The organism is Mesorhizobium montanum (assembly GCF_033977145.1).
Classification (GTDB): Bacteria; Pseudomonadota; Alphaproteobacteria; order Rhizobiales; family Rhizobiaceae; genus Mesorhizobium; species Mesorhizobium montanum.
This window is the reverse complement of the sequence record NZ_JAVIJF010000006.1, coordinates 103885-122181: the sequence shown is the minus strand read 5'-3', so window position 1 is coordinate 122181 and position 18297 is coordinate 103885. Positions and strand designations below refer to the sequence as shown.

At 61.4% G+C, this 18297-nt stretch carries 16 protein-coding genes and 1 tRNA gene; 6 read left to right on the top strand and 11 right to left on the bottom strand.

Features of this window, described 5'->3' with window-relative positions; genetic code table 11:
• Nucleotides 1-18 precede the first annotated feature (18 nt).
• The 4 genes from RFM68_RS09960 to RFM68_RS09945 form a co-directional block, all read right to left on the bottom strand.
• Nucleotides 19-978 carry a retron St85 family RNA-directed DNA polymerase gene (locus RFM68_RS09960; RefSeq protein ID WP_320232567.1) on the bottom strand — a complete coding sequence of 320 codons (960 nt, stop codon included), beginning with the start codon at nt 976-978 and terminating at the stop codon, nt 19-21.
• Nucleotides 978-1889, bottom strand: a complete 912-nt coding sequence (locus tag RFM68_RS09955; protein WP_320232566.1) for a retron St85 family effector protein — start codon at nt 1887-1889, stop codon at nt 978-980. The genes RFM68_RS09960 and RFM68_RS09955 overlap by 1 nt, the downstream gene beginning before the upstream one ends.
• Nucleotides 1890-2299: 410 nt before the next feature.
• Nucleotides 2300-2374: transfer RNA gene (locus RFM68_RS09950), tRNA-Val, on the bottom strand.
• Nucleotides 2375-2497: 123 nt separating this feature from the next.
• Nucleotides 2498-3178: a phosphoglycolate phosphatase gene (locus tag RFM68_RS09945; RefSeq protein ID WP_320232565.1), complete on the bottom strand. Its 681-nt coding sequence runs from the start codon at nt 3176-3178 to the stop codon at nt 2498-2500.
• A 160-nt stretch (nt 3179-3338) separates the two neighbouring features.
• On the opposite strand from RFM68_RS09945, the gene rpiA reads away from it, so the two are divergent.
• The 4 genes from rpiA to RFM68_RS09925 all read left to right on the top strand — a co-directional run bounded on the left by rpiA (nt 3339) and on the right by RFM68_RS09925 (nt 7366).
• Nucleotides 3339-4070 (top strand): ribose-5-phosphate isomerase RpiA, encoded by a 732-nt coding sequence (rpiA, locus tag RFM68_RS09940; RefSeq protein ID WP_320232564.1) that lies wholly within the window; start codon nt 3339-3341, stop codon nt 4068-4070.
• Nucleotides 4057-4692 (top strand): DUF2059 domain-containing protein, encoded by a 636-nt coding sequence (locus RFM68_RS09935; RefSeq protein ID WP_320232563.1) that lies wholly within the window; start codon nt 4057-4059, stop codon nt 4690-4692. The genes rpiA and RFM68_RS09935 overlap by 14 nt, the downstream gene beginning before the upstream one ends.
• A gap of 119 nt (nt 4693-4811) precedes the next feature.
• Entirely contained in the window at nt 4812-6200 is a 1389-nt protein-coding gene (gene gor / locus RFM68_RS09930; protein ID WP_320232562.1) for a glutathione-disulfide reductase, read from the top strand.
• Between the two features lie 20 nt (nt 6201-6220).
• Complete coding sequence (locus tag RFM68_RS09925; RefSeq protein WP_320232561.1) at nt 6221-7366, top strand: serine hydrolase domain-containing protein; 1146 nt, start codon at nt 6221-6223, stop codon at nt 7364-7366.
• A gap of 53 nt (nt 7367-7419) precedes the next feature.
• Here RFM68_RS09925 and mgtE read toward each other — a convergent pair whose 3' ends face one another.
• The 5 genes from mgtE to RFM68_RS09900 form a co-directional block, all read right to left on the bottom strand.
• Nucleotides 7420-8784 (bottom strand): magnesium transporter, encoded by a 1365-nt coding sequence (gene mgtE / locus RFM68_RS09920; RefSeq protein ID WP_320232560.1) that lies wholly within the window; start codon nt 8782-8784, stop codon nt 7420-7422.
• Between the two features lie 279 nt (nt 8785-9063).
• Complete coding sequence (locus RFM68_RS09915; protein WP_320232559.1) at nt 9064-10956, bottom strand: ABC transporter ATP-binding protein/permease; 1893 nt, start codon at nt 10954-10956, stop codon at nt 9064-9066.
• Between the two features lie 357 nt (nt 10957-11313).
• Nucleotides 11314-11715 carry a DUF6252 domain-containing protein gene (locus RFM68_RS09910; RefSeq protein WP_320232558.1) on the bottom strand — a complete coding sequence of 134 codons (402 nt, stop codon included), beginning with the start codon at nt 11713-11715 and terminating at the stop codon, nt 11314-11316.
• 314 nt (nt 11716-12029) lie between these two features.
• A complete protein-coding gene (locus RFM68_RS09905; protein ID WP_320232557.1) occupies nt 12030-12713 on the bottom strand; it encodes a DsbA family oxidoreductase in 684 nt (227 codons plus the stop codon).
• A 39-nt stretch (nt 12714-12752) separates the two neighbouring features.
• Nucleotides 12753-14573 (bottom strand): extracellular solute-binding protein, encoded by a 1821-nt coding sequence (locus RFM68_RS09900; protein ID WP_320232556.1) that lies wholly within the window; start codon nt 14571-14573, stop codon nt 12753-12755.
• 295 nt (nt 14574-14868) lie between these two features.
• Between RFM68_RS09900 and RFM68_RS09895 the strand changes: the two genes are divergently transcribed.
• Nucleotides 14869-15489, top strand: coding sequence for an invasion associated locus B family protein (locus RFM68_RS09895; RefSeq protein WP_320232555.1), 621 nt, complete (start codon nt 14869-14871; stop codon nt 15487-15489).
• A gap of 67 nt (nt 15490-15556) precedes the next feature.
• Here RFM68_RS09895 and hspQ read toward each other — a convergent pair whose 3' ends face one another.
• Both hspQ and RFM68_RS09885 read right to left on the bottom strand, forming a co-directional pair.
• On the bottom strand, nt 15557-15880 hold the full coding sequence (gene hspQ, locus RFM68_RS09890; protein WP_320232804.1) for a heat shock protein HspQ: 324 nt from the start codon (nt 15878-15880) through the stop codon (nt 15557-15559).
• Between the two features lie 211 nt (nt 15881-16091).
• The gene (locus RFM68_RS09885; protein ID WP_320232554.1) at nt 16092-17303 is read right to left on the bottom strand and encodes a UbiH/UbiF family hydroxylase; all 1212 of its coding nucleotides are present in this window, start codon (nt 17301-17303) and stop codon (nt 16092-16094) included.
• Nucleotides 17304-17404: 101 nt separating this feature from the next.
• On the opposite strand from RFM68_RS09885, the gene RFM68_RS09880 reads away from it, so the two are divergent.
• The gene (locus RFM68_RS09880; protein WP_320232553.1) at nt 17405-18295 is read left to right on the top strand and encodes a DUF2182 domain-containing protein; all 891 of its coding nucleotides are present in this window, start codon (nt 17405-17407) and stop codon (nt 18293-18295) included.
• Nucleotides 18296-18297 lie beyond the last annotated feature (2 nt).

Sequence of the window (18297 nt, the reverse complement as noted above, 5' to 3'; positions counted from 1 at the left end):
GCGCCCCATGATTGGTCTTTAATCTGAAGGCTCTTGAGCGGGTGGCACGGTCTCAAAGCGTTGGACACGAACCACCGTGGCAAGGCCATAGCGCCGCCTCAATACATCCAAAAAACTGGGCTCAACACTATTCACAAAACCGAGCATTCCCTTCAATTCCATCAGTTCACCGTCATTTAGCATGTCCCTGCTAGCGCGGTGGACTTGAGCATGCAGCAGCCGCTTGCGAACATGGCCAATCGACACTTTGCCGTCGTTGGTTAACGTGAGACCTGTTACGCGCCTACCAAACTTGGCCGTAATGTAGGTGGTCTTGTCCTCATTTATCTTAAGCCTCGGGAAATGCAGACCTTTCAACGTCTGTCTAACGGTTTTCTCAACGTCGCGAAGGTGCCCGAGCCGAGGAGCAGAAAAGGTCAGATCATCGGCGTAGCGAGTGTATATGACTTTGTCTTTTGCCACCGCCGCTGAGACCGCTTCATCGAACTCATAAAGCAGGGCGTTGGAGACGAAGGGAGATGATGGCGCGCCTATCGCTAACCGCAGTCCCACCGTTTTCTTGGGTCTCTGGCAAATGAGCAAGCCGGTAAGCCTAATATCTTCGCGATCCGAAAGGCATTGAGTGCTCCGACAATATTTCTCCCAATCATGGTCTCTAATGGTCGGAAAAAAGTCCTTGAAGTCCATTTTCAGGATGGGGCCATGCCCAACATGAGGAACCGCATTAGCGTGGATTGATAAGCCCGCTTGATACGCGGTCGCTGCAGAATGTACTGGAAGATCTCGCAGCAATATCTCAATCAACGCGCGTTGGAGTAATTTGACCTCTCGCGCGGGTTGCGAAATCGAACGCTTTCCGCCCCCTTTTTTGTCGATTTGATAATTCTTATAGCGGACGGGAGCGGTTATCATTACTCGCTCAACGAGATCAGGCAGCAAGCCGGTTTCAATCGCTAGAGATTCGACGATGCTCGGCATTATTTCGCTACCTTTAGAGCATTCTGGATGCAGCTGAAGCGCTCGCTGTCGTGCGACTTCCAAAACTCGATTATTCTTGCGTACCAACGCTCCTTGTCTTCAAATTTAACGTCCTTTCGAATTCGATATTCGAGTGCATCCTTCTGATGAGGGCGCGCGCAGTAATAAACAACATCACCGCGTCTATCTTTGACGATCCACTCTGCGTTTAGCGCACAAAGGATATAATCAGGAAGCTTTTCAGGTGCTATTTTAACCGGAGTTGAGTCAAGTAACGACCTAATTTCTTCCTGTTTTAAAGCGCCATAATGTTGTATAAGACCAACGATAAACTTAATGATGTGTCCAGGTCTTGTGGGGTTTAGGGTGGTTCTCTCTCGGTAGTCTGTTTTCCGTTTCTGGATAGCAGGAATTAATCTTTCTGCAAATGTATCGAGATCAACGTCTGTAACGTTCCGGATGCTCTCAATTTTGATATCTTTACGATCGAGAACGCAAACCGCACCTGGACCGTACGTATTTTCAAGAAAAAGAACCGGGCCGTGCTTTATGAATGAATCGGCATTGTAGTTGGCGTCATCCAGAACAACTAACAAACGAACCGCGATTTCGTCGACCTTTGAGAACGCGCCAAGCTCGGCCGCGCTGCCATAGCTTTCCGAGAACAGTATGATTAGATCGACAATTTCGGCGAACTCGGACTCAAAACTCAGCCAATCTCTATATTGGCCATGTGGCGGGAATATCCGAAAATCTTCGGGACGTACCGTATTGAATTCTTTAAGCCCCGGCTTGCCGTAAACGCGCGTGAAAGCCTCTCGCAAGGAGATCGGCTTTATTGCTGCCACATCGGTGGGCCCACCGCAGAGAAAAATAATCTTGCTCGGAGCTTGGACATGAATGGTGTTCATGTCCATACGGTCCGTCAAATCAGGTATTTCGCCGCCCGTAATCACTTACCGAGCGAGAGGCGAGGAATAACGTGGGGTCTTACCGAGCGGAGCGTCCTGTTAAGGCGGTTAGACACCGCGTTGTTCCGCGCCGAATAAAACCTATCAATCGACTGAGGTCTGACGAAACGTCGGACCAAGCACCAAAGGTGCTTTTCACGTAAGCTAAGCACTGTCTCCCACCCCCTGAAGATTCTGTCAAGCAGAGTGCCCTTGCTTATTACCAAGAGCAAGAGCCGGACGGTTGAAATGAACTAGGTAGAGTCGGTCTCGCCTGTGGAGGACGATCAGGCGTACGCGGCGTGCAAGGAACAGCGGCCGCTTTTGCGGACCATGTGCAGTGTTGGTAGTCGCATTTCGGGAGAAGCGGATGGTGGGCGATGCAGGGATTGAACCTGCGACCCCACCCGTGTGAAGGGTGTGCTCTCCCGCTGAGCTAATCGCCCGCCCTTGGCCCGAAGGCCGAAGCGAGCCGCGATATAAGGGAGGCGGGTGCGCGAAGTCAAGGCAATGTGCCAACCGATATCGAAACCTAATTTTCCCGACCCCAGAAGGCTTGAGAGCAGAGCTCAGCGCGCCGCTGCGATCAGCCGTTCCGCCAGGTTCGGCGTCAGCGTGTCGAAATGCGAGATCACCAGCGTCGGCTCGAATTCGCGCACATGGCGGTCGGTGTAGCCGAAATCGACCGCGACGACGGGAACGCCGGCCGCCTTGGCGGTGTCGATGTCGGTCTGCGAATCGCCGACCATTACCGCATTGTGCGGGCCGCCGCCGGCCAGCCTGATCGTCTCGGTGAGATGGCGCGGGTCGGGCTTGCGGAAAGCGAAAGTGTCCTGGCCGCAGATCGCGGCAAAGTACTTCGACATGCCGAGCGCGCCGATCAGCGTCGCCGAATTCGCTTCATATTTGTTGGTGCAAACCGCCATCAGATAACCGGCGGCCTGGAAGCGGTCGAGGGCCGCCAAGACGCCGGGGTAGGGGCGGGACTTGCCGGGAATGTTCAGCGTGTAGTGGTCGAGGAACAGTTTCAGCAGCCGGTCGTGCTCTTCCGCCGCCAGCGCCTTGTTCTGCGCGGCATGCGCGCGTTCGATCATGACGCGGCCGCCATGGCCGACGAAGCGCCTGAAGCCGGCTTCATCGACGGCGGCGAGATCGCTCGCCGCCAGGCTGTGATTGAGGCTGTCGAGCAGGTCGGGCGCCGTATCGACCAGCGTTCCGTCGAGGTCGAAGACAATGATCGGGCGGGTCATGGGCGGTCCTGCGGCAGTTGAGTTGCCGCAGCCGATACAGGCTGGCCCGGGTTCAAGCAAGAAGCCTCGATCGGTCCACAGGGCCTTTGACGGAGGAGCCTTTGACGGGACGGGCAAAAATGCTAGGAGGCGCGCGAAACCGGCGAAATCGAGGCTCCGCATGGATGCAAGGCAGTTGAAGGTCGAAGCCGCACGGGCAGCGCTTGCCCATGTCGGCAGCGGCATGCGGCTTGGCATCGGCACCGGCACCACGGCTGAAGAGTTCGTGCGGCTGCTGGCCGAGAAGGTTGCGACCGGGCTCGAGGTCGTCGGCGTGCCGACCTCCGAGCGCACCGCGGCACTGTGCCGCGAGCTCGGCGTGCCGCTGTCGACGCTGGAAGAGACGCCCGAACTCGACCTCACCATTGACGGGGCCGACGAGGTCGATCCGGATCTGACCCTGATCAAGGGCGGCGGCGGCGCGCTGCTGCGCGAAAAGATCGTGGCGGCGGCGTCCGATCGCGTGATCGTCATTGCCGACAGGTCCAAGATGGTCGAGACGCTCGGCCGGTTCCCGCTGCCGATCGAGGTCAACAAATTCGGTCTGCGCGCCACCGAGATCGCGGTCGCCGCGGCTGCCGCCGACCTCGGCCTTTCCGGCCCGGTTACATTGAGGATGACGGGAAGCCAGCCATTTGTTACAGACGGCGGCCACTTTATCCTCGATGCATCTTTTGGCCGCATTCCGGATACAAGAGCGCTTTCGAATGCTCTCTTCGCCATTCCAGGCGTCGTCGAGCACGGTCTTTTCATCGGGCTGGCGTCAACGGCCATCATCGCCAGCGGCGATGGCATCCAAACCGTCCATGCCGCCCGAAAACCAGGGAGTTCTATCGACCATGATGTTGCATAAACGGGTTCGCCGCCTTTCAATGTTTCTGGCGGCCTCGGCCGTCCTTGCGCTGTCTGCGCCGGTGTTTGCGCAGGATGTCAGCGAATCGCACCTGAAGGCAGCGCGTGCGGCAGTCGCCGCGATCCACGCCACGGACTCGTTCGACAACATCCTGCCGCAGGCGGCTGCCGCGCTGGAGTCACAGCTGATCCAGAAGAACCCCGACATGCAGGAGCTGATCGGCAAGACCGTGACCGAGAAGGCGATCGGCATGGCCTCGCGGCGCTCCGATCTCGAAAAGGAGGCGGCTGTGGCCTATGCCAAGGTGTTCTCCGAGAAAGACCTCAACGATATCGCCGCCTTCTACAGCTCCGATGCCGGCAAGAAGCTGCTGGACAACGGCCCTGCGGTGACGCGCGACCTCGTGAAGGCCGCCGACATCTGGCAGAACGGTGTTGCCCGCGATCTCGCGCAGCAGGTCGGAGAGACGCTCGCGGCCGCCGCCAAGGCCGCGGCGCCGGCAGCGCCGGCTCCGGACGCCACCGCGCCCGCCGATGGTTCTGCTCCCGCCGACAATTCGGCGCCGGCTGACGGATCGGCTCCGGCCGATGGCTCGGCTCCAGCCGACAATTCCGCGAACTGATCGGCTTCGAATCGGCCGATGGCCGCTGGACCACAAAGCCCGGGTTTCCCCGGGCTTTTCTTTTGCCGTTTTGCAGCCTACCTGTGACCGGTCTTTCTCATCCGCAGGAGCCCATCGCGATGGCCGGTTATGACTATGATCTGTTCGTGATCGGCGGCGGCTCGGGCGGGGTAAGGGCGGCACGGGTGGCGGCAGCCCTCGGCAAGCGCGTCGCCATCGCGGAGGAATACCGCTTCGGCGGCACCTGCGTCATTCGCGGCTGCGTGCCGAAGAAGCTCTATGTCTATGCCTCGCAATTTCCCGAGCATTTCGCCGACGCCGCAGGCTATGGCTGGACGGTGCCGGAGGCGAGCTTCGACTGGCTGACGCTGGTCGCCAACAAGGACAAGGAAATCGCGCGGCTCGAAGCGATCTACGAGAAGAACGTCGAGGGCGCAGGCGGTGAGACCTTTCACTCGCGTGCCGTGCTCGTGGATCAGCATGCCATATATCTGACCGCCGAGGACCGCACCGTCAGCGCCGACCAGATCCTGATTGCCACCGGCGGCCGGCCGGCGCCGCATCCGGCGCTGAGCGGCCATGAATATTGCATCTTCTCCAACGAGGCCTTCGACCTCAAGGAATTGCCGAAGACGATCATGATCGAGGGCGGCGGCTACATCGCCGTCGAATTCGCCAACATCTTCCACGGCTTGGGCGTCGATACCACGCTGGTCTATCGCGGTCAGGAGATCCTGAGCCGCTTCGACATGGACCTGCGCCGCTCGCTGCATGAAACCATGGAAAAAAAGGGGATCAGGATTCTCACTCATTCGATCTCCGAAGGCGTGCGCAAGACCCCGGGCGGCAGGCTGGACGTGCTGCTGTCCTCCGGCCAGACGCTGACGGTCGACCAGGTCATGCTGGCGATCGGTCGTATCCCCAACACCGAGAATATGGGCCTGGAAGGCGTCGGTATCGAACTCGGCAAGACAGGCGCGATCATTGTCGACCAATATTCGCGCACCAACATCGACAACATCTGGGCAATCGGCGACGTCACCCACCGCGTGCAGCTGACGCCGGTCGCCATCTATGAGGCGATGTGCTTCATCGAGACCGCCTTCAAGGACAACCCGACCGCACCGGACCACGACACCATTCCGACAGCGGTGTTCTCGCAGCCCGAGATCGGCACCGTCGGTCTGTCGGAAGATGATGCGATCAAGCGCTATGCGGACGTTGAGATCTACCGAGCATCCTTCCGCCCGATGCGTCACACGCTGTCCGGCCGCGATGAGAAGATGCTGATGAAGCTCGTGGTCGACGGTTCGACAAGGAAGGTGCTCGGCGCCCATATCCTCGGGCCGGACGCCGGCGAGATGGCGCAGCTTCTCGGCATTCCGCTGAAGGCGGGGCTGACCAAGGACGATTTCGACCGCACTATGGCCGTGCACCCGACCGCGGCCGAGGAACTAGTCACGATGTACAAGCCGACCTATCGTGTGAAGAACGGCGAGCGCGTCTAGACCTTGCCCTGGATCTGACCATGTCCGCCGCCCCGCTCGACCGCGATTTCGGCCGGCGCATCGACCGTGTCATCGATGCGGCCATCGAGGAGCAGCGCGTCGTCGGCGGTATGATCCTGGTCGCCGAGCGCGGCGACACGCTTTATCGCCGAGCCTTCGGCCTTGCCGACAGGGAACAGGGCAGGCCGATGGCCGAGAATGCCATCTTCCGGCTGTCCTCCGTCACCAAGCCGATCGTTGCCGCCGCAGCGCTGTCATTGGTCGAGGCAGGCCGGATAGCGCTCCACGATCCGGTGACCAGGTTCATCCCCGGGTTCCGCCCAAAACGACCGGATGACAGCGAGCCGGTCATCACCGTGCGGCAGTTGCTGACCCATACCGCCGGCCTGGCCTATGGATTCGCCCAGCCCGCCGGAAACGCTTATGAAGACGCTCGCGTGTCGGACGGCCTTGACCAGCCCGGGCTGTCCATGGCCGAAAACCTGGCGCGCATCGCTTCGGTGCCGCTCTCCTATGCACCGGGAACGCGCTGGGGCTATTCGGTGGCGATGGACGTGCTTGGCGAGGTCATGGCAAGGGCAGCCGGCGCCTCGCTGCCCGATCTGGTCGACCGCCTGGTCGCCCAGCCGCTCGGCATGAGCGACAGCGCCTTTGCCGTGCGTGACGAAACGCGCCTGGTAACTCCTTACGCGGACGGGCGCGACGGACCGGTCCGAATGGGCGAGCACCATCTTGTGGCATTTGGCGAAGGCCTGATCTCCTTCGCGCCCGCCAGGACCTTCGCCCCGGCTTCCTTTGCCTCCGGCGGCACAGGCATGAACGGTACTGCCGGCGATGTGCTGAAACTCCTCGAAACGCTGCGCAAGGGAGGGGGACCCGTCATTCGGCGTGAAACGGCACGGGCCATGACCGCCGATGCCATTGTCGGGATCGAGACGACCAGACCCGGCTGGGGATGGGGGTTGGGATTTGCGGTGCTGCGCGACCCGGCCGCGGCGCAAACGCCGCAGGCCGTCGGCACGTGGCGATGGGGCGGTGTCTATGGCCATTCCTGGTTCGTCGACCCGACGCGCGATCTGACGGTGGTGTTGCTCACCAACACGGCGATCGCCGGCATGGCCGGGGCCTTTCCAGATGCGGTGCGCGACGCGATTTACGGCGTCTGAGGCGAGTTGGAAACCGCCGCCGACAATGCCGGCGGCGGTAAGGTTTTTCAGATCTAAAGCAGCGTGCCGCGCAGGATCACCAACGCCACCGAGAAGTAGATGACCAGCCCGGTGACATCGACCAGCGTGGCGACGAACGGCGCCGAGGCGCTCGCCGGGTCGAAGCCGATGCGCTTCAGCGCGAAGGGCAGCATCGATCCCGACAGCGAGCCGAAGGTTACGATGCCGACGAGGGCTGCGCCAACGGTCGCCGCGATCAGCTCCCAGTGCGGGCCGTAGTCATAGAGGCCGAAATACTGCCAGAGCGTGATGCGGCAGATGCCGACGACGCCGAGGATAGAGCCGAGCACCAGGCCGGTCGGCAGCTCACGCAACGCCACTCGCCACCAGTCGCCAAGACCGATCTCGCGCAGCGCCAGCGCACGGATGACGAGCGACGTCGCCTGCGAGCCGGAATTGCCGCCGGAGCTCATGATCAACGGGATGAACAGCGTCAGCACGATCGCCTTCTCCAACTCGCCCTCGTAGCTCTGCATGGCGTTGGCCGTCAGCATCTCGCTGAGGAACAGCGCGCAGAGCCAGCCTGCCCGCTTCTGGATCATCGCCAAAAAGCCCATCTTCATATAGGGCTCGTCGAGCGCCTCCATGCCGCCGAAACGATGCACGTCCTCGGTCGTCTCCTCGATCATCGTGTCGATGATGTCATCGACGGTGACGATGCCGAGGATTCTGCCGTGGTCGACAACCGGCAGTGCGAGCAGGTCGTATTTGGAGATAGCCCGCGCCAGGTTCTCGCGATCGGTGAGCGGCGTCACCGTCACCGGCACGCGATCGGGCGCGACCGACAGGATCGAATCCTCCGGATTGCCGGTGATCAGCCGACGCAGTCCGGTCGAGCGCAACAGGAGCTGCGTCCGCTGATCGACGATGTAGATGGCGTAGATGGTTTCGCGCGTGCGCTCGACCTTGCGGATGTAGTCGAGCGTGCGCCCGACGGTCCAGTCCGATGGCACGCTGACGAACTCCGTCGTCATGATCGATGCGGCGCTGCCTTCCGGATATCCCAGGATGGAAAGCAGCGTGGTGCGCAGCGGCGGGGCAAGCGCGCCGAGCAGCTCCGAGCGCGCCGGTTCATCCAGCTCGCGCAGGATGTCGGCCGCGCGGTCGACCGACATGGCGGTCAAGAGCTTGCTCGCCTTCGGACGCGGCAGGGCTTCCGCGAGCTCCGGCGCGGCTTCGAGTTCCGGCTGGTCGAAGATATCGACCAGCCGCTCGAACGGCATGGCGCAAAGCAGCTCGATAGCTGTCTCGCGGGGTTCGTGGTTGAGGGCTTCGACAACGTCGGCGACGTGATCGCTGTCAAGAACGCGGGCGACGGCGACGGCTTCGTCGTCCAATACGGGTGCGAATTCGTTCATGGCTCACTCCCTGCCGCCCGGCAGGACGTGAGCCATCAGGTCACGTCAGGGCGGACGGCGGTTGCGTTCGACTGTGACTGTCGCCAGGCATGGCGGGTTGACCTTTCTGCTCGCGGGTTCGAGTTGGAATTCTGCGAGCGGGCGCAACGTAGGAGCGGTTTTTGCCGAGTCAATCGCGAGGAGGGGTGAAAATGGGTACGAGGAGGCCGGATCGCGACAGTGTGATCGAGGGCAGCCTAAGCTGAGCCACGGCGGCCGGTCAAAGGCTTGGCATGACTGCTATTTCTGCTTCAACCGGCGGAAGCGCAGCCATTTGTCCTCGGCTGCACGGGGCGGCTGGGCGAGGATGGTGGTGAGCTCGCGCGGCAGGCTGGGGGCGAGCGGCTTCTTGGTGGCGACACCGTCGGCGATCGCGACCACGCTATGGTAGAATTCCTCGCCGGAAAGCGAGCGCGGCGGCACCGCTTCGTGCATGACGCTGATTACGGTGACGTTCGGGCAATTGTCCTTGATCGCCTGGTGGAAGGCAATCTTGCCTTCAGGATCTAGCGCGCCGGTCGCCTCGTCGAGGAACAGAAGTCCGGGCTGCTGCAGGATGATGCGGGCGACCACCAGCTTCTGCTTCTGGCCTCCCGACAGAACCTGATCCCAGATCTTGCCCTCACGGCTCTCATCGGCCAGATGTTCGATGAAGTCGCCGAGGCCGGCCTTGTGCAGCGCCGCGGCCACTTGCGTGTCGCTATGATCGCTCTCGGACCCCGGCAGGCAAACGAGTTGCTTCAGCGAAACCTGCTGCAGCTTCACCTCCTGCGCGGCATAGAAGTCCGTCACGCCTTCCGGAAATACGATGGTGCCACGGCCGTAGGGCCACAGGCCATTGATTGCCTTGATCAGCGAAGTCTTGCCGCAACCGGATTCGCCCTTGAGGAAGGTCCACTCGCCACGGCGGAAACGCAGATTGGCGGCGCCGAGGAAGGGCGTTGCGTCCTCGCCCTGATGCGCCAGTTCCAGCTTCTGGATGGTCAGGCCGAACACCGGATTTTGGGTGGCGTAGCTGAAATCGGAGCGGCCGGTCTGCTGATAGAATTCCCGCGGGCGCTGGACGTTCTCGACGGCGTTGGCGAGTTCGGTTACGCGCTGGCTGTTGGCTCTGAGCGTCGCAATCGCCGGCATCACATGGATGAACCACGAGCACTGGCTGATCAGCTGGGCGACCATTTCAGAGCCGGTGATGTAGCCTTTGTAATCGAGACGGTTGTGGATGAACGACATTAGGCCCGGTGCGTAGGCAACAATACGGGCGCCGACGAAATTGTAGATCAGCTCGAACGACGTATAGCTGGTGTTGACAACATTGAGCCGCCCCCATGTCTTGTCGATGTCGACATAAAGCCTGTCATGCATCGACTTTTGCACGCCCTCGCCATGCGAGGCGGCGACGTGAAAGCTGCGGCGCAGGAATGTCGTCAATTCGCTGCGGTAGCTGCCCTCGGCCTGCTGCATGCGCACATTGAGCCGCTCGAGCAGGCGCCCGAGCTTGACCGCGATCCAGGTGTTCAGCGGTACGTAAATAGCGACGGCAAGGAAAGCCAGCGCCGCGGTGCCGTAACTGCCCAGGAACTCCAGACCTTTAACCTCGACCGAGGACCCAATCAGGTTTTCGCCGATGAAATAGAGCGACGTCGCCACACCCAGCACGCCCATGGCCAGACCGATGGCGCCGCCGGTCATGTCCTTGATCGATTCCTGAATGCGCTGGTCGATGTTATCAGGAGCGACGACACCACCGGTCGCCGAACCATGCTGGGCATGGAAATGGGTGTGGTTGCCGTCGAGAAGGGCCTGGTTGAACTGGTTGTTCAGCCAGCCGCGCCATTTACGATGCAAGGTCGTCGAAACGAGGTTGCGCACGCCGGTGAAGCAGGCGTCCTTCAGCACCACCAACAGCACCAATATGCCGGCATTGGTCAGGATGGTCTGCAGCGGATGGGTGTTGGCGGCATCGTGGAGGAAGGCGATCGAATTGCCCAACTCGCCTAGCGCTACGGCAAACCAAACGCCAGCCTTGCTGGAAAGCGCCGTCAGCAGCGCGATGACGAGGGTAAGCGTCCAGGCTTCCTTCCAGCGGTCGGACAACCAGTAGGCTCGCATCAGCCCCCAGAATGTACGCATCGACGATACCGGCGTCAGGGACGAGGTCTTTGCCTCGCTGGATTTTTGTTCCGGTACTGTACGTCGCGGTCTACCGACCCCAATCACGATCCCGCCCAAACCTTTTCTAGTTTTGTTACACAGGGTAACACCAATTGATCATTTTCCATTAATTTTCTACCCGTGAATGTGAACAGGGTTACCCACCGTGGCATGAGGGCAACAGACAGGCTGTGCCGAGACGCCGCCCATCGCGCTGATTTCGGCTTTTATTCCAGCGCATTAAAGGCGATTGCGCCAAGCGGCGGCGACCTTCCCCTGGGGAAGCAAAAAACACGGGTTTGTGAACGAAAAAGAGGTGTCCGCGGGCCGGGATGGCTACTGCGCGGTAACCGGAATGCCCGAAAATTTACCGTCCGTGAGCTCCTCGGGCTCGCCCGATTCGTCTTTTCCGGAAGCGCTGAAATGACCGGAAATGGTCCTGCTGGCGGCGTCGTATTTGTCGATGACGATCTCACCGCTGCCGAAACGGACATGGCCGACCATGGCGCCGGAATCGAGAATGTTGAAGTTGACGCTGTTCGCGGCGGACCCGGTCTTGAGCGCATAGCTGCCGGCAAGATCGTTCGGATCCTTCAGCGCCAGCATCGAATTGAAGGTCATGGTCGGCAAGCCCTGCTCTGTTCCCGACAGGTTCAAGATCGGCTTGCCGGCCATTTGCATCGTCTGGGCCAGGGTGAAGGACGCCGTCCAGGGTTTGCCTTCGAAGGTCGCCGACATAACGGCCTCCTCGGCCGATACGCGCTGCAACGACAATGGGAGCCCCAGGGCAAAAAGCAAAGAGAGCAGCAGCAATGCGCCATGCCTGACTGCCATTTATGTCGCCCTCAAATCAGCCAAACCCTTGCCGATCCTAACTCAGCGTCGTGTCCGATACGATTCACCAGATCGTGTTTGGCGGCAGGGCAGGGAGCTGCGCGGCAGCAATAGCCACGGCTTCTTCCTGAGCCAGGCCAAGGTGACCGCGAAGTAGGAGCGCAATTCCAGGAAAAGTGAGCGGCGGTTTTCCGTCGGCAGTTGCGCAGAAGGAAGACTCAGCCCGCGGCGGTTTCCAGTTCGCCGCGCGCCTTGGCCTTGGCGACCTGGCGGATGGCGTCGGCAAGCGTGTCGGCATCCTGCGCGCCCATCACGGCATATTTGCCCTCAAGCAGGAAGCATGGCACGCCGGTGATGCCCATGCGCGAGGCGGTGGCGATCTCGTTGCGGACCGCCTCGACGTCGGCATCGGTCGGCAGCAGCGTCTCGACCACCGCTGCATCCATGCCGGCTTCGTCTGCGGCTTTGGCCAGCACGGCATGGTCGCCGAGATTGGCGCCTTCCTCGAAATTCAGCTGGAACAGGCGGCGCACCAGCCGGTTCTGCACGTCCTCGCCGGCTGCACCCGCCCAGCGGATGACGCGATGGGCATCCAGCGTGTTGGCAGCGACCTTAATGGCGCCAAACGCAAAATGGATTCCCTCAGCTTCGCCGAGCGGTTCGATGCGCGCGTGGATCTGGTGGATGCGCTCCTCGCTGCCGAACTTCCCGAGCATGTATTGGCGGCGATCCATGCCGCCCGGCGGGATGGTCGGATCGAGCTGGAATGGCCGCCAGCGGATATGCACGTCGACGTCGCTTGCAGCGGCAATGGCCTTGTCCAGCCGCTTCTGGCCGATGAAGCACCAGGGGCAGACGACATCGGACACCACATCGACGGTGATGGAGTTCTCGGCGCTCATTGCTCGTCTCCTGTTTGGTCGCGATTGATTAGGCCTGCGTCAGTTGGGCTTTCGCCACCAGGTCGGCAGCTGGTAGCCGAATATGGGGGTCCTTTGCGGATGTTCCAGATAGCTCCAGTAAGCCAGCCACTGCTGCGTGTTGTATTGCATCGGCACGATGTAGTTGCCGGAGATCAGCAGCCGGTCGAGAACGCGGACCGCGGCGACGTAGTCTTCCTTGGCGCGGGCGTTCAGCATGGCGTCGATCGCGGCGTCGATCGCCGGATCGGCGACACCGGCGAGGTTGAACGATCCTACCGCTTTCGCGGCCGCCGATCCCCAGCGGCCGACCTGCTCGCTGCCGGGCGACAACGAGTTGCTGAAGCCGCTGGTGCCGATCAGGACTTCGAAGTCGAAACGCTGCTTGCGGGACTGGATCTGGTCGCCGTCGAGGGTGCGGATGCCGACATTTATGCCGATCTTTTCCAGCGTGCGCTGATAGACGGCTGCCAGCCGCTCTTCATCCTGCGACGACGTCAGGATATCGAAACCGAAAGGGCTCCCCTGCGGGTCGAGCATCTTGCCGTCCTGCACGTGGAAGCCCGCACTCTTCAGCAATTCGAAGGCGGTTTTGAGCACCTTGCGATCCTGGCCCGAACCATCCGTCACGAGTGGGCGCCAGGTGCCGTCCATCACGTCCGGCGGCACGCGGCCGGGGTAGGGGGCAAGCAGCGCCTTTTCGCGATCGTCGGCTGGATGGCCGATCGCGGACAGCTCCGAATTCTGCCAATAGCTCATGGTGCGGTTGAACTTGCCGCCGAACAGGTTCTTGTTTGTCCATTCGAAGTCGTAAAGCATGCCGAGCGCGCGGCGGACCACGGGATCGGCGAACTTCGGCAGCCGGGTGTTGAACAGGAAGCCGGTCACTACCGGGGGAATGCCGGTGTTGAAATATTCTTCCTTCACATCGCCCTTTCGGAAGGCCGGAAAATCGATGTCGCGCTCGCGCTTGACCGGATCGGTCTCGTCGTCGAGAGCGCAGATTCCTTTCTTGAACGCTTCCGTTTTGGCATTGGCGTTGAGAAAATACTCGATGGTGATCCGGTCGAAATTGTCGAACCCGCGCTTCGACGGCACGTCCTTGCCCCAGTAATCCGGATTGCGCTTGAAAACGATGCGTTGCCCGGGCTGCACCTTGTCCACAGTGTAGGGTCCGCTGCCTATCAACGGCTTCAGCGTGGTCTTGTCGAATGTGTCCTTGTCGAAGGCATGTTTCGGGATGATCGGCGTCAGCGCGACGATCAGCGGGAATTCGCGATTGGCCTTGTCGTTGAAGGTGAATTTCACGCTGTGATCGCCGGTCTTCTCCAGCTTGGCGATCATGCTCATGCGCTCGCTGTAGGGCGGACGGCCCTTGTCGGCGAAAACGTCATAAGTGAAGAGCACGTCCTCCGGTGTCACCGGCTGCCCGTCGGACCATTTTGCGTTGGGGTTGAGATGAAATTCGATGCTCTTGCGCTCCGGATCCATATCGGCGCTGTCGGCAAGCAGGCCGTAGAGGCTGAACGGCTCATTGTAGTTGCGCTGCATCAGCGGCTCGAAGACGAGATTGCCGTAAACAGTATCGATCATGCCTCGTGCCGTGGTGCGCAGGCTTTTCAGGATGAACGGGTTGAGGTTGTCGAAGGAGCCGACGACGCAATAGGTGACGTTTCCGCCTTTCGGCGCGTCCGGATTGACATAGTCGAAGTGCTGGTAATCGGGCGGCAGCGCCGGCTCGCCTTGCATGGCTATGCCGTGCTTCGGCTCCGACTGTGCCGGAAGGAGCGTAAAAGCCAGAAACGAGGTCGCGGCGATCAGCCGAACGAGAACGCGGTCCATGACCGTCTCCTTGCCGGGCGGCTTTGTGATTCGCCATGCACCCTAGAGCATTTCCTTACCCGATTGAATCGGCGCGCCAATGGGAATCGGGTTCAGCCGGCGCGTTGCCAATCGACGCTCGCCCCGGGGACACGAAACCACGAAGAAATCGCGGAAATCGGGCTGGATTCGGCGCCGCTGGCAGTGTAACACGCGCTCCAAAGTCATCCTGTTGCCTCATTTGGGCAACAGGTAGCTGGACCACACGGCATGACGAAGCCGGTCCCCGGGATCATTTGAGAGGAAAGTGCACCATATGACGATCAACGCGTACCGCCTTTCGGTGCTGGCCGCAGGCGTGGTCGGCGTTCTGGGCGCCGGGCTTGTCACCGCCTCGGCTCAGCAGCAGCCGCAGATCCCTCAGGGTTGGTTCAAGGCCTGCACCAAGCAGGAAGACGTCGACATCTGCAATGTCCAGAACATCGTGACCGCCGGCAACGGCCAGCTCGTCACCGGCGTCAGCATGATCGAGCTCAAGGGCAAGGTGAACCGCAAGGTCTTCCAGGTCACGGTTCCGACCGGCCGTCTTATTCCTCCGGGCATCGGCCTGCAAATCGACGGCGGCAAAGCGCAGAAACTTGACTATGTGATCTGCTTCCCGGATCGTTGCGTCGCCGAAGTGCCGCTGACGGACCAACTCGTGGCGTCTTTCAAGAAGGGCCAGGCAATTTCGCTGACCTCGATCAATTTCCAGAACCAGCCGAACCCGATCAAGATCGCGCTGACCGGCTTCAGCGGCGCCTATGACGGCCCGCCGCTGCAGCAGTCGGACATCGAGGACCGGCAGAAGAAGCTGCAGGACTTCGTCGCCAAGAACAACCAGGACTTCGCCAAGAAGCTCAAGGACGAGCAGGACAAGGCCAAGACCGCGAATTGATCGCTGAAGCGCCTTTCAGAAACAAAAGGCGGGGCAATTTGCCCCGCTTTTTTGTTGTAACAGTGCTTCAGTGCTTCGACTGGCGCTTGGGCTCGTAGCGGCCATCCGACCGCTTGTCGAACATCTCGCCGATCTGTGGATGTCGCACCGGCTCGCCCGAGCGATCCTCGAGCAGGTTCTGCTCGGACACATAGGCGATGTATTCGGTGTCCGAATTCTCCGCCAGAAGATGATAAAAGGGCTGGTCCTTGCGCGGACGCACGTCGGCGGGAATAGCCTCGTACCATTCCTCGGTGTTGGCGAATTCGGGATCGACGTCGAAGATCACGCCACGGAACGGAAACAGCCGATGGCGAACCACTTGTCCGATTGCGAATTTGGCCGTTTTCATAGCACTCACCACCGGCGTCCTTGCTCGACGCAAAACGCCCTTAACACCTTGAAATTACGCGCAACGCCGCCAAAAATCGACCCCGACTTTTGGCTGTTGCCTATTTGGCGCAGTGGATGCCTCAATTCAATGCCGGAGCGCCGCCTGTGCTGCCAACTACGGACCGGCGGACGCAATGGTTTCGGGCCCCGAAAGGCCCGATATCTGCTTCCTAATGCCCGGCCTGTTTGCGCAAGCCGCCGGCAATCGCGCGCAAACCGCTGCCGGGCCGCAATCCCTCGCGCATGAAGAAGGCACGCAACGGCGCGAAGCTGCCCAGCGCATTGAGGCCGGCGCTGCGTGCCAGCTGGGCCGGCAGCATGTCGGACAGCAGCGACATGTTGAGCAGGTTGACCGCGCCGCTGCGCGCCCATATGTCGGGCCGGCGCCTGGTGTCGTAGGCGGCGAGGCTTCTGCGCGACCCTGGATCGTCACGGTTTTCGCCGGCGATTCCAATCAGATCGTCGATATCCCTGATGCCGAGGTTGAGGCCTTGGGCGCCGATCGGCGGGAACACATGCGCTGCCTCGCCGACAAGCGCGACGCGGTTTTGCGCGAAGCGGCCGGGCGAGGCCGCGGACAAAGCATAGACCTGGCGGCCCGGCTCAACCGAGACCCGGCCAAGCATCGACTGCATCTGCTCCTCGACACGCGCCGACAAGGCTGCATCATCGAGCGTCGCAAGCTCCTGCGCCGTTTCCGGCTTCACCACCCAGACAAGGCTCGAGCGCCTGCCGGGCAGCGGCACCTGGGTGAACGGTCCTGTTTCGGTGTGGAATTCGGTCGAAACGAAGCCGTGCTCGCTGCGATGGCCGAAATTGAGGACGAGCGCCGACTGCGGATAGGGCCGAGCGGAGGCGCGAATGCCGGCGGCCTCACGTGCCGGAGACAGGCGTCCGTCGGCGGCGACCGCCAGAGACGCCGAGACTTCGCTACCGTCGGCCAGCCGGGCATGAGCCTGATCGGCGTCAAGGCGCCACGACTCGACGATGGATTTCAGCCATCTGATGCCGCCATGAGCCGAAACGGCCTTGGCGAGGATAGGGATAAGAACCTTATTCGGCAGATTGAGCCCGAACTGCTCCTCGCCGATCTCGCTGGCGCGAAAGGTCACGGTCGGGCTGCGGATCAGCCGACGGGTGGCGTCGACGATGCGCATCACCTTGAGCGCCGCTGCCTGCGGGTTCAGTTCGGCAAGAACGCCCAGCCGGTCGAGAACTTTCAGCGCCGGATTCATGAGGGCCGTGGTGCGGCCGTCAGCGCTGTTTGCCTCAGGCCCCACCAGCGTCACGTCAAAACCGGCCTCGGCGAAGCCGAGCGCCGCGATCAGGCCGGCCGGACCGCTGCCGGCAACCAGAATGCGGGCTTTGTCGTTGTGCTCCACGCCAGGCTTCCACAATGAGAGGCGACCCGTCGCGCCTTTATCAGCATATAGGTCAGATCAGCCGGCTTGATCAACGCGGCGATTCAGCCCATTCGATTGCCATGAGCGGCCAGGAGCACGATTTCAGCCATCTCGACCGCGCCGCCCGCGCGACGGCTGGCGTGGCGCGCAGCCCGCGCATCGCCGTCACGCTCACCATCGGCGCTGGCGTCGCCCTTGCATGGTTCCTTCTCGGCGCGATGGCGATCCGCGGCGCTGAAAGCCGCCTTGTCGGCGCGCCCGGCGATGTGCTGCTCGAAAATCTCCCGAGCCTGCCGTTGCCGGATTTTCTGGACCGGTTCTTCGCGCTTTGCCTTGCGCCTTCACCGCTTGCCGACCCGGTCGGCCTGCAGGCGCCGGCACTTGCGCTGATGTGGTTTCTGATGGCCGTGGGGACGATGCTGCCCTCGGCGGCGCCGTTGATCCGCACCTATTGCGAAATTGCCGATACGGCAAGGATCAAGGGCGAGCCGGTCGTTCACCCGCTGGTGCTTGTCGGCGGATACCTCACCGCGTGGCTTGGCGCATCCGTGGCTTTCACCATGCTGACGCTCGCGGTCTACGCTTTTGCCAATTCCGGCCAGATGCTCGATCCCGTCGTCGGCTTTGCCGGGGCTGCCGCGCTGCTCGTCGCCGGCCTCTATCAGTTCAGCGGCCTGAAGCAGGCATGCCTGGAAAAGTGCCGCAACCCGTTCTCGATCCTGTTCGCCAACTGGAGCGCGAAGCCATCGCGTGTCTTCGTGCTGGGCCTACAGCAGGGCGTCTGGTGCCTCGGTTGCTGCTGGGCGTTGATGCTGGTGATGTTTGCCGTCGGCGCGATGAATGTCTTCTGGATGGCGCTGATCGGCCTGTTCACGCTGATCGAAAAACAGACCGCCGGCAGGGTGGCCAGCCGGGTTGCCGGTGCGATACTGCTTGTGTGGGCGGCTGCCCTGCTATTAGTTTCGGCGTGAGG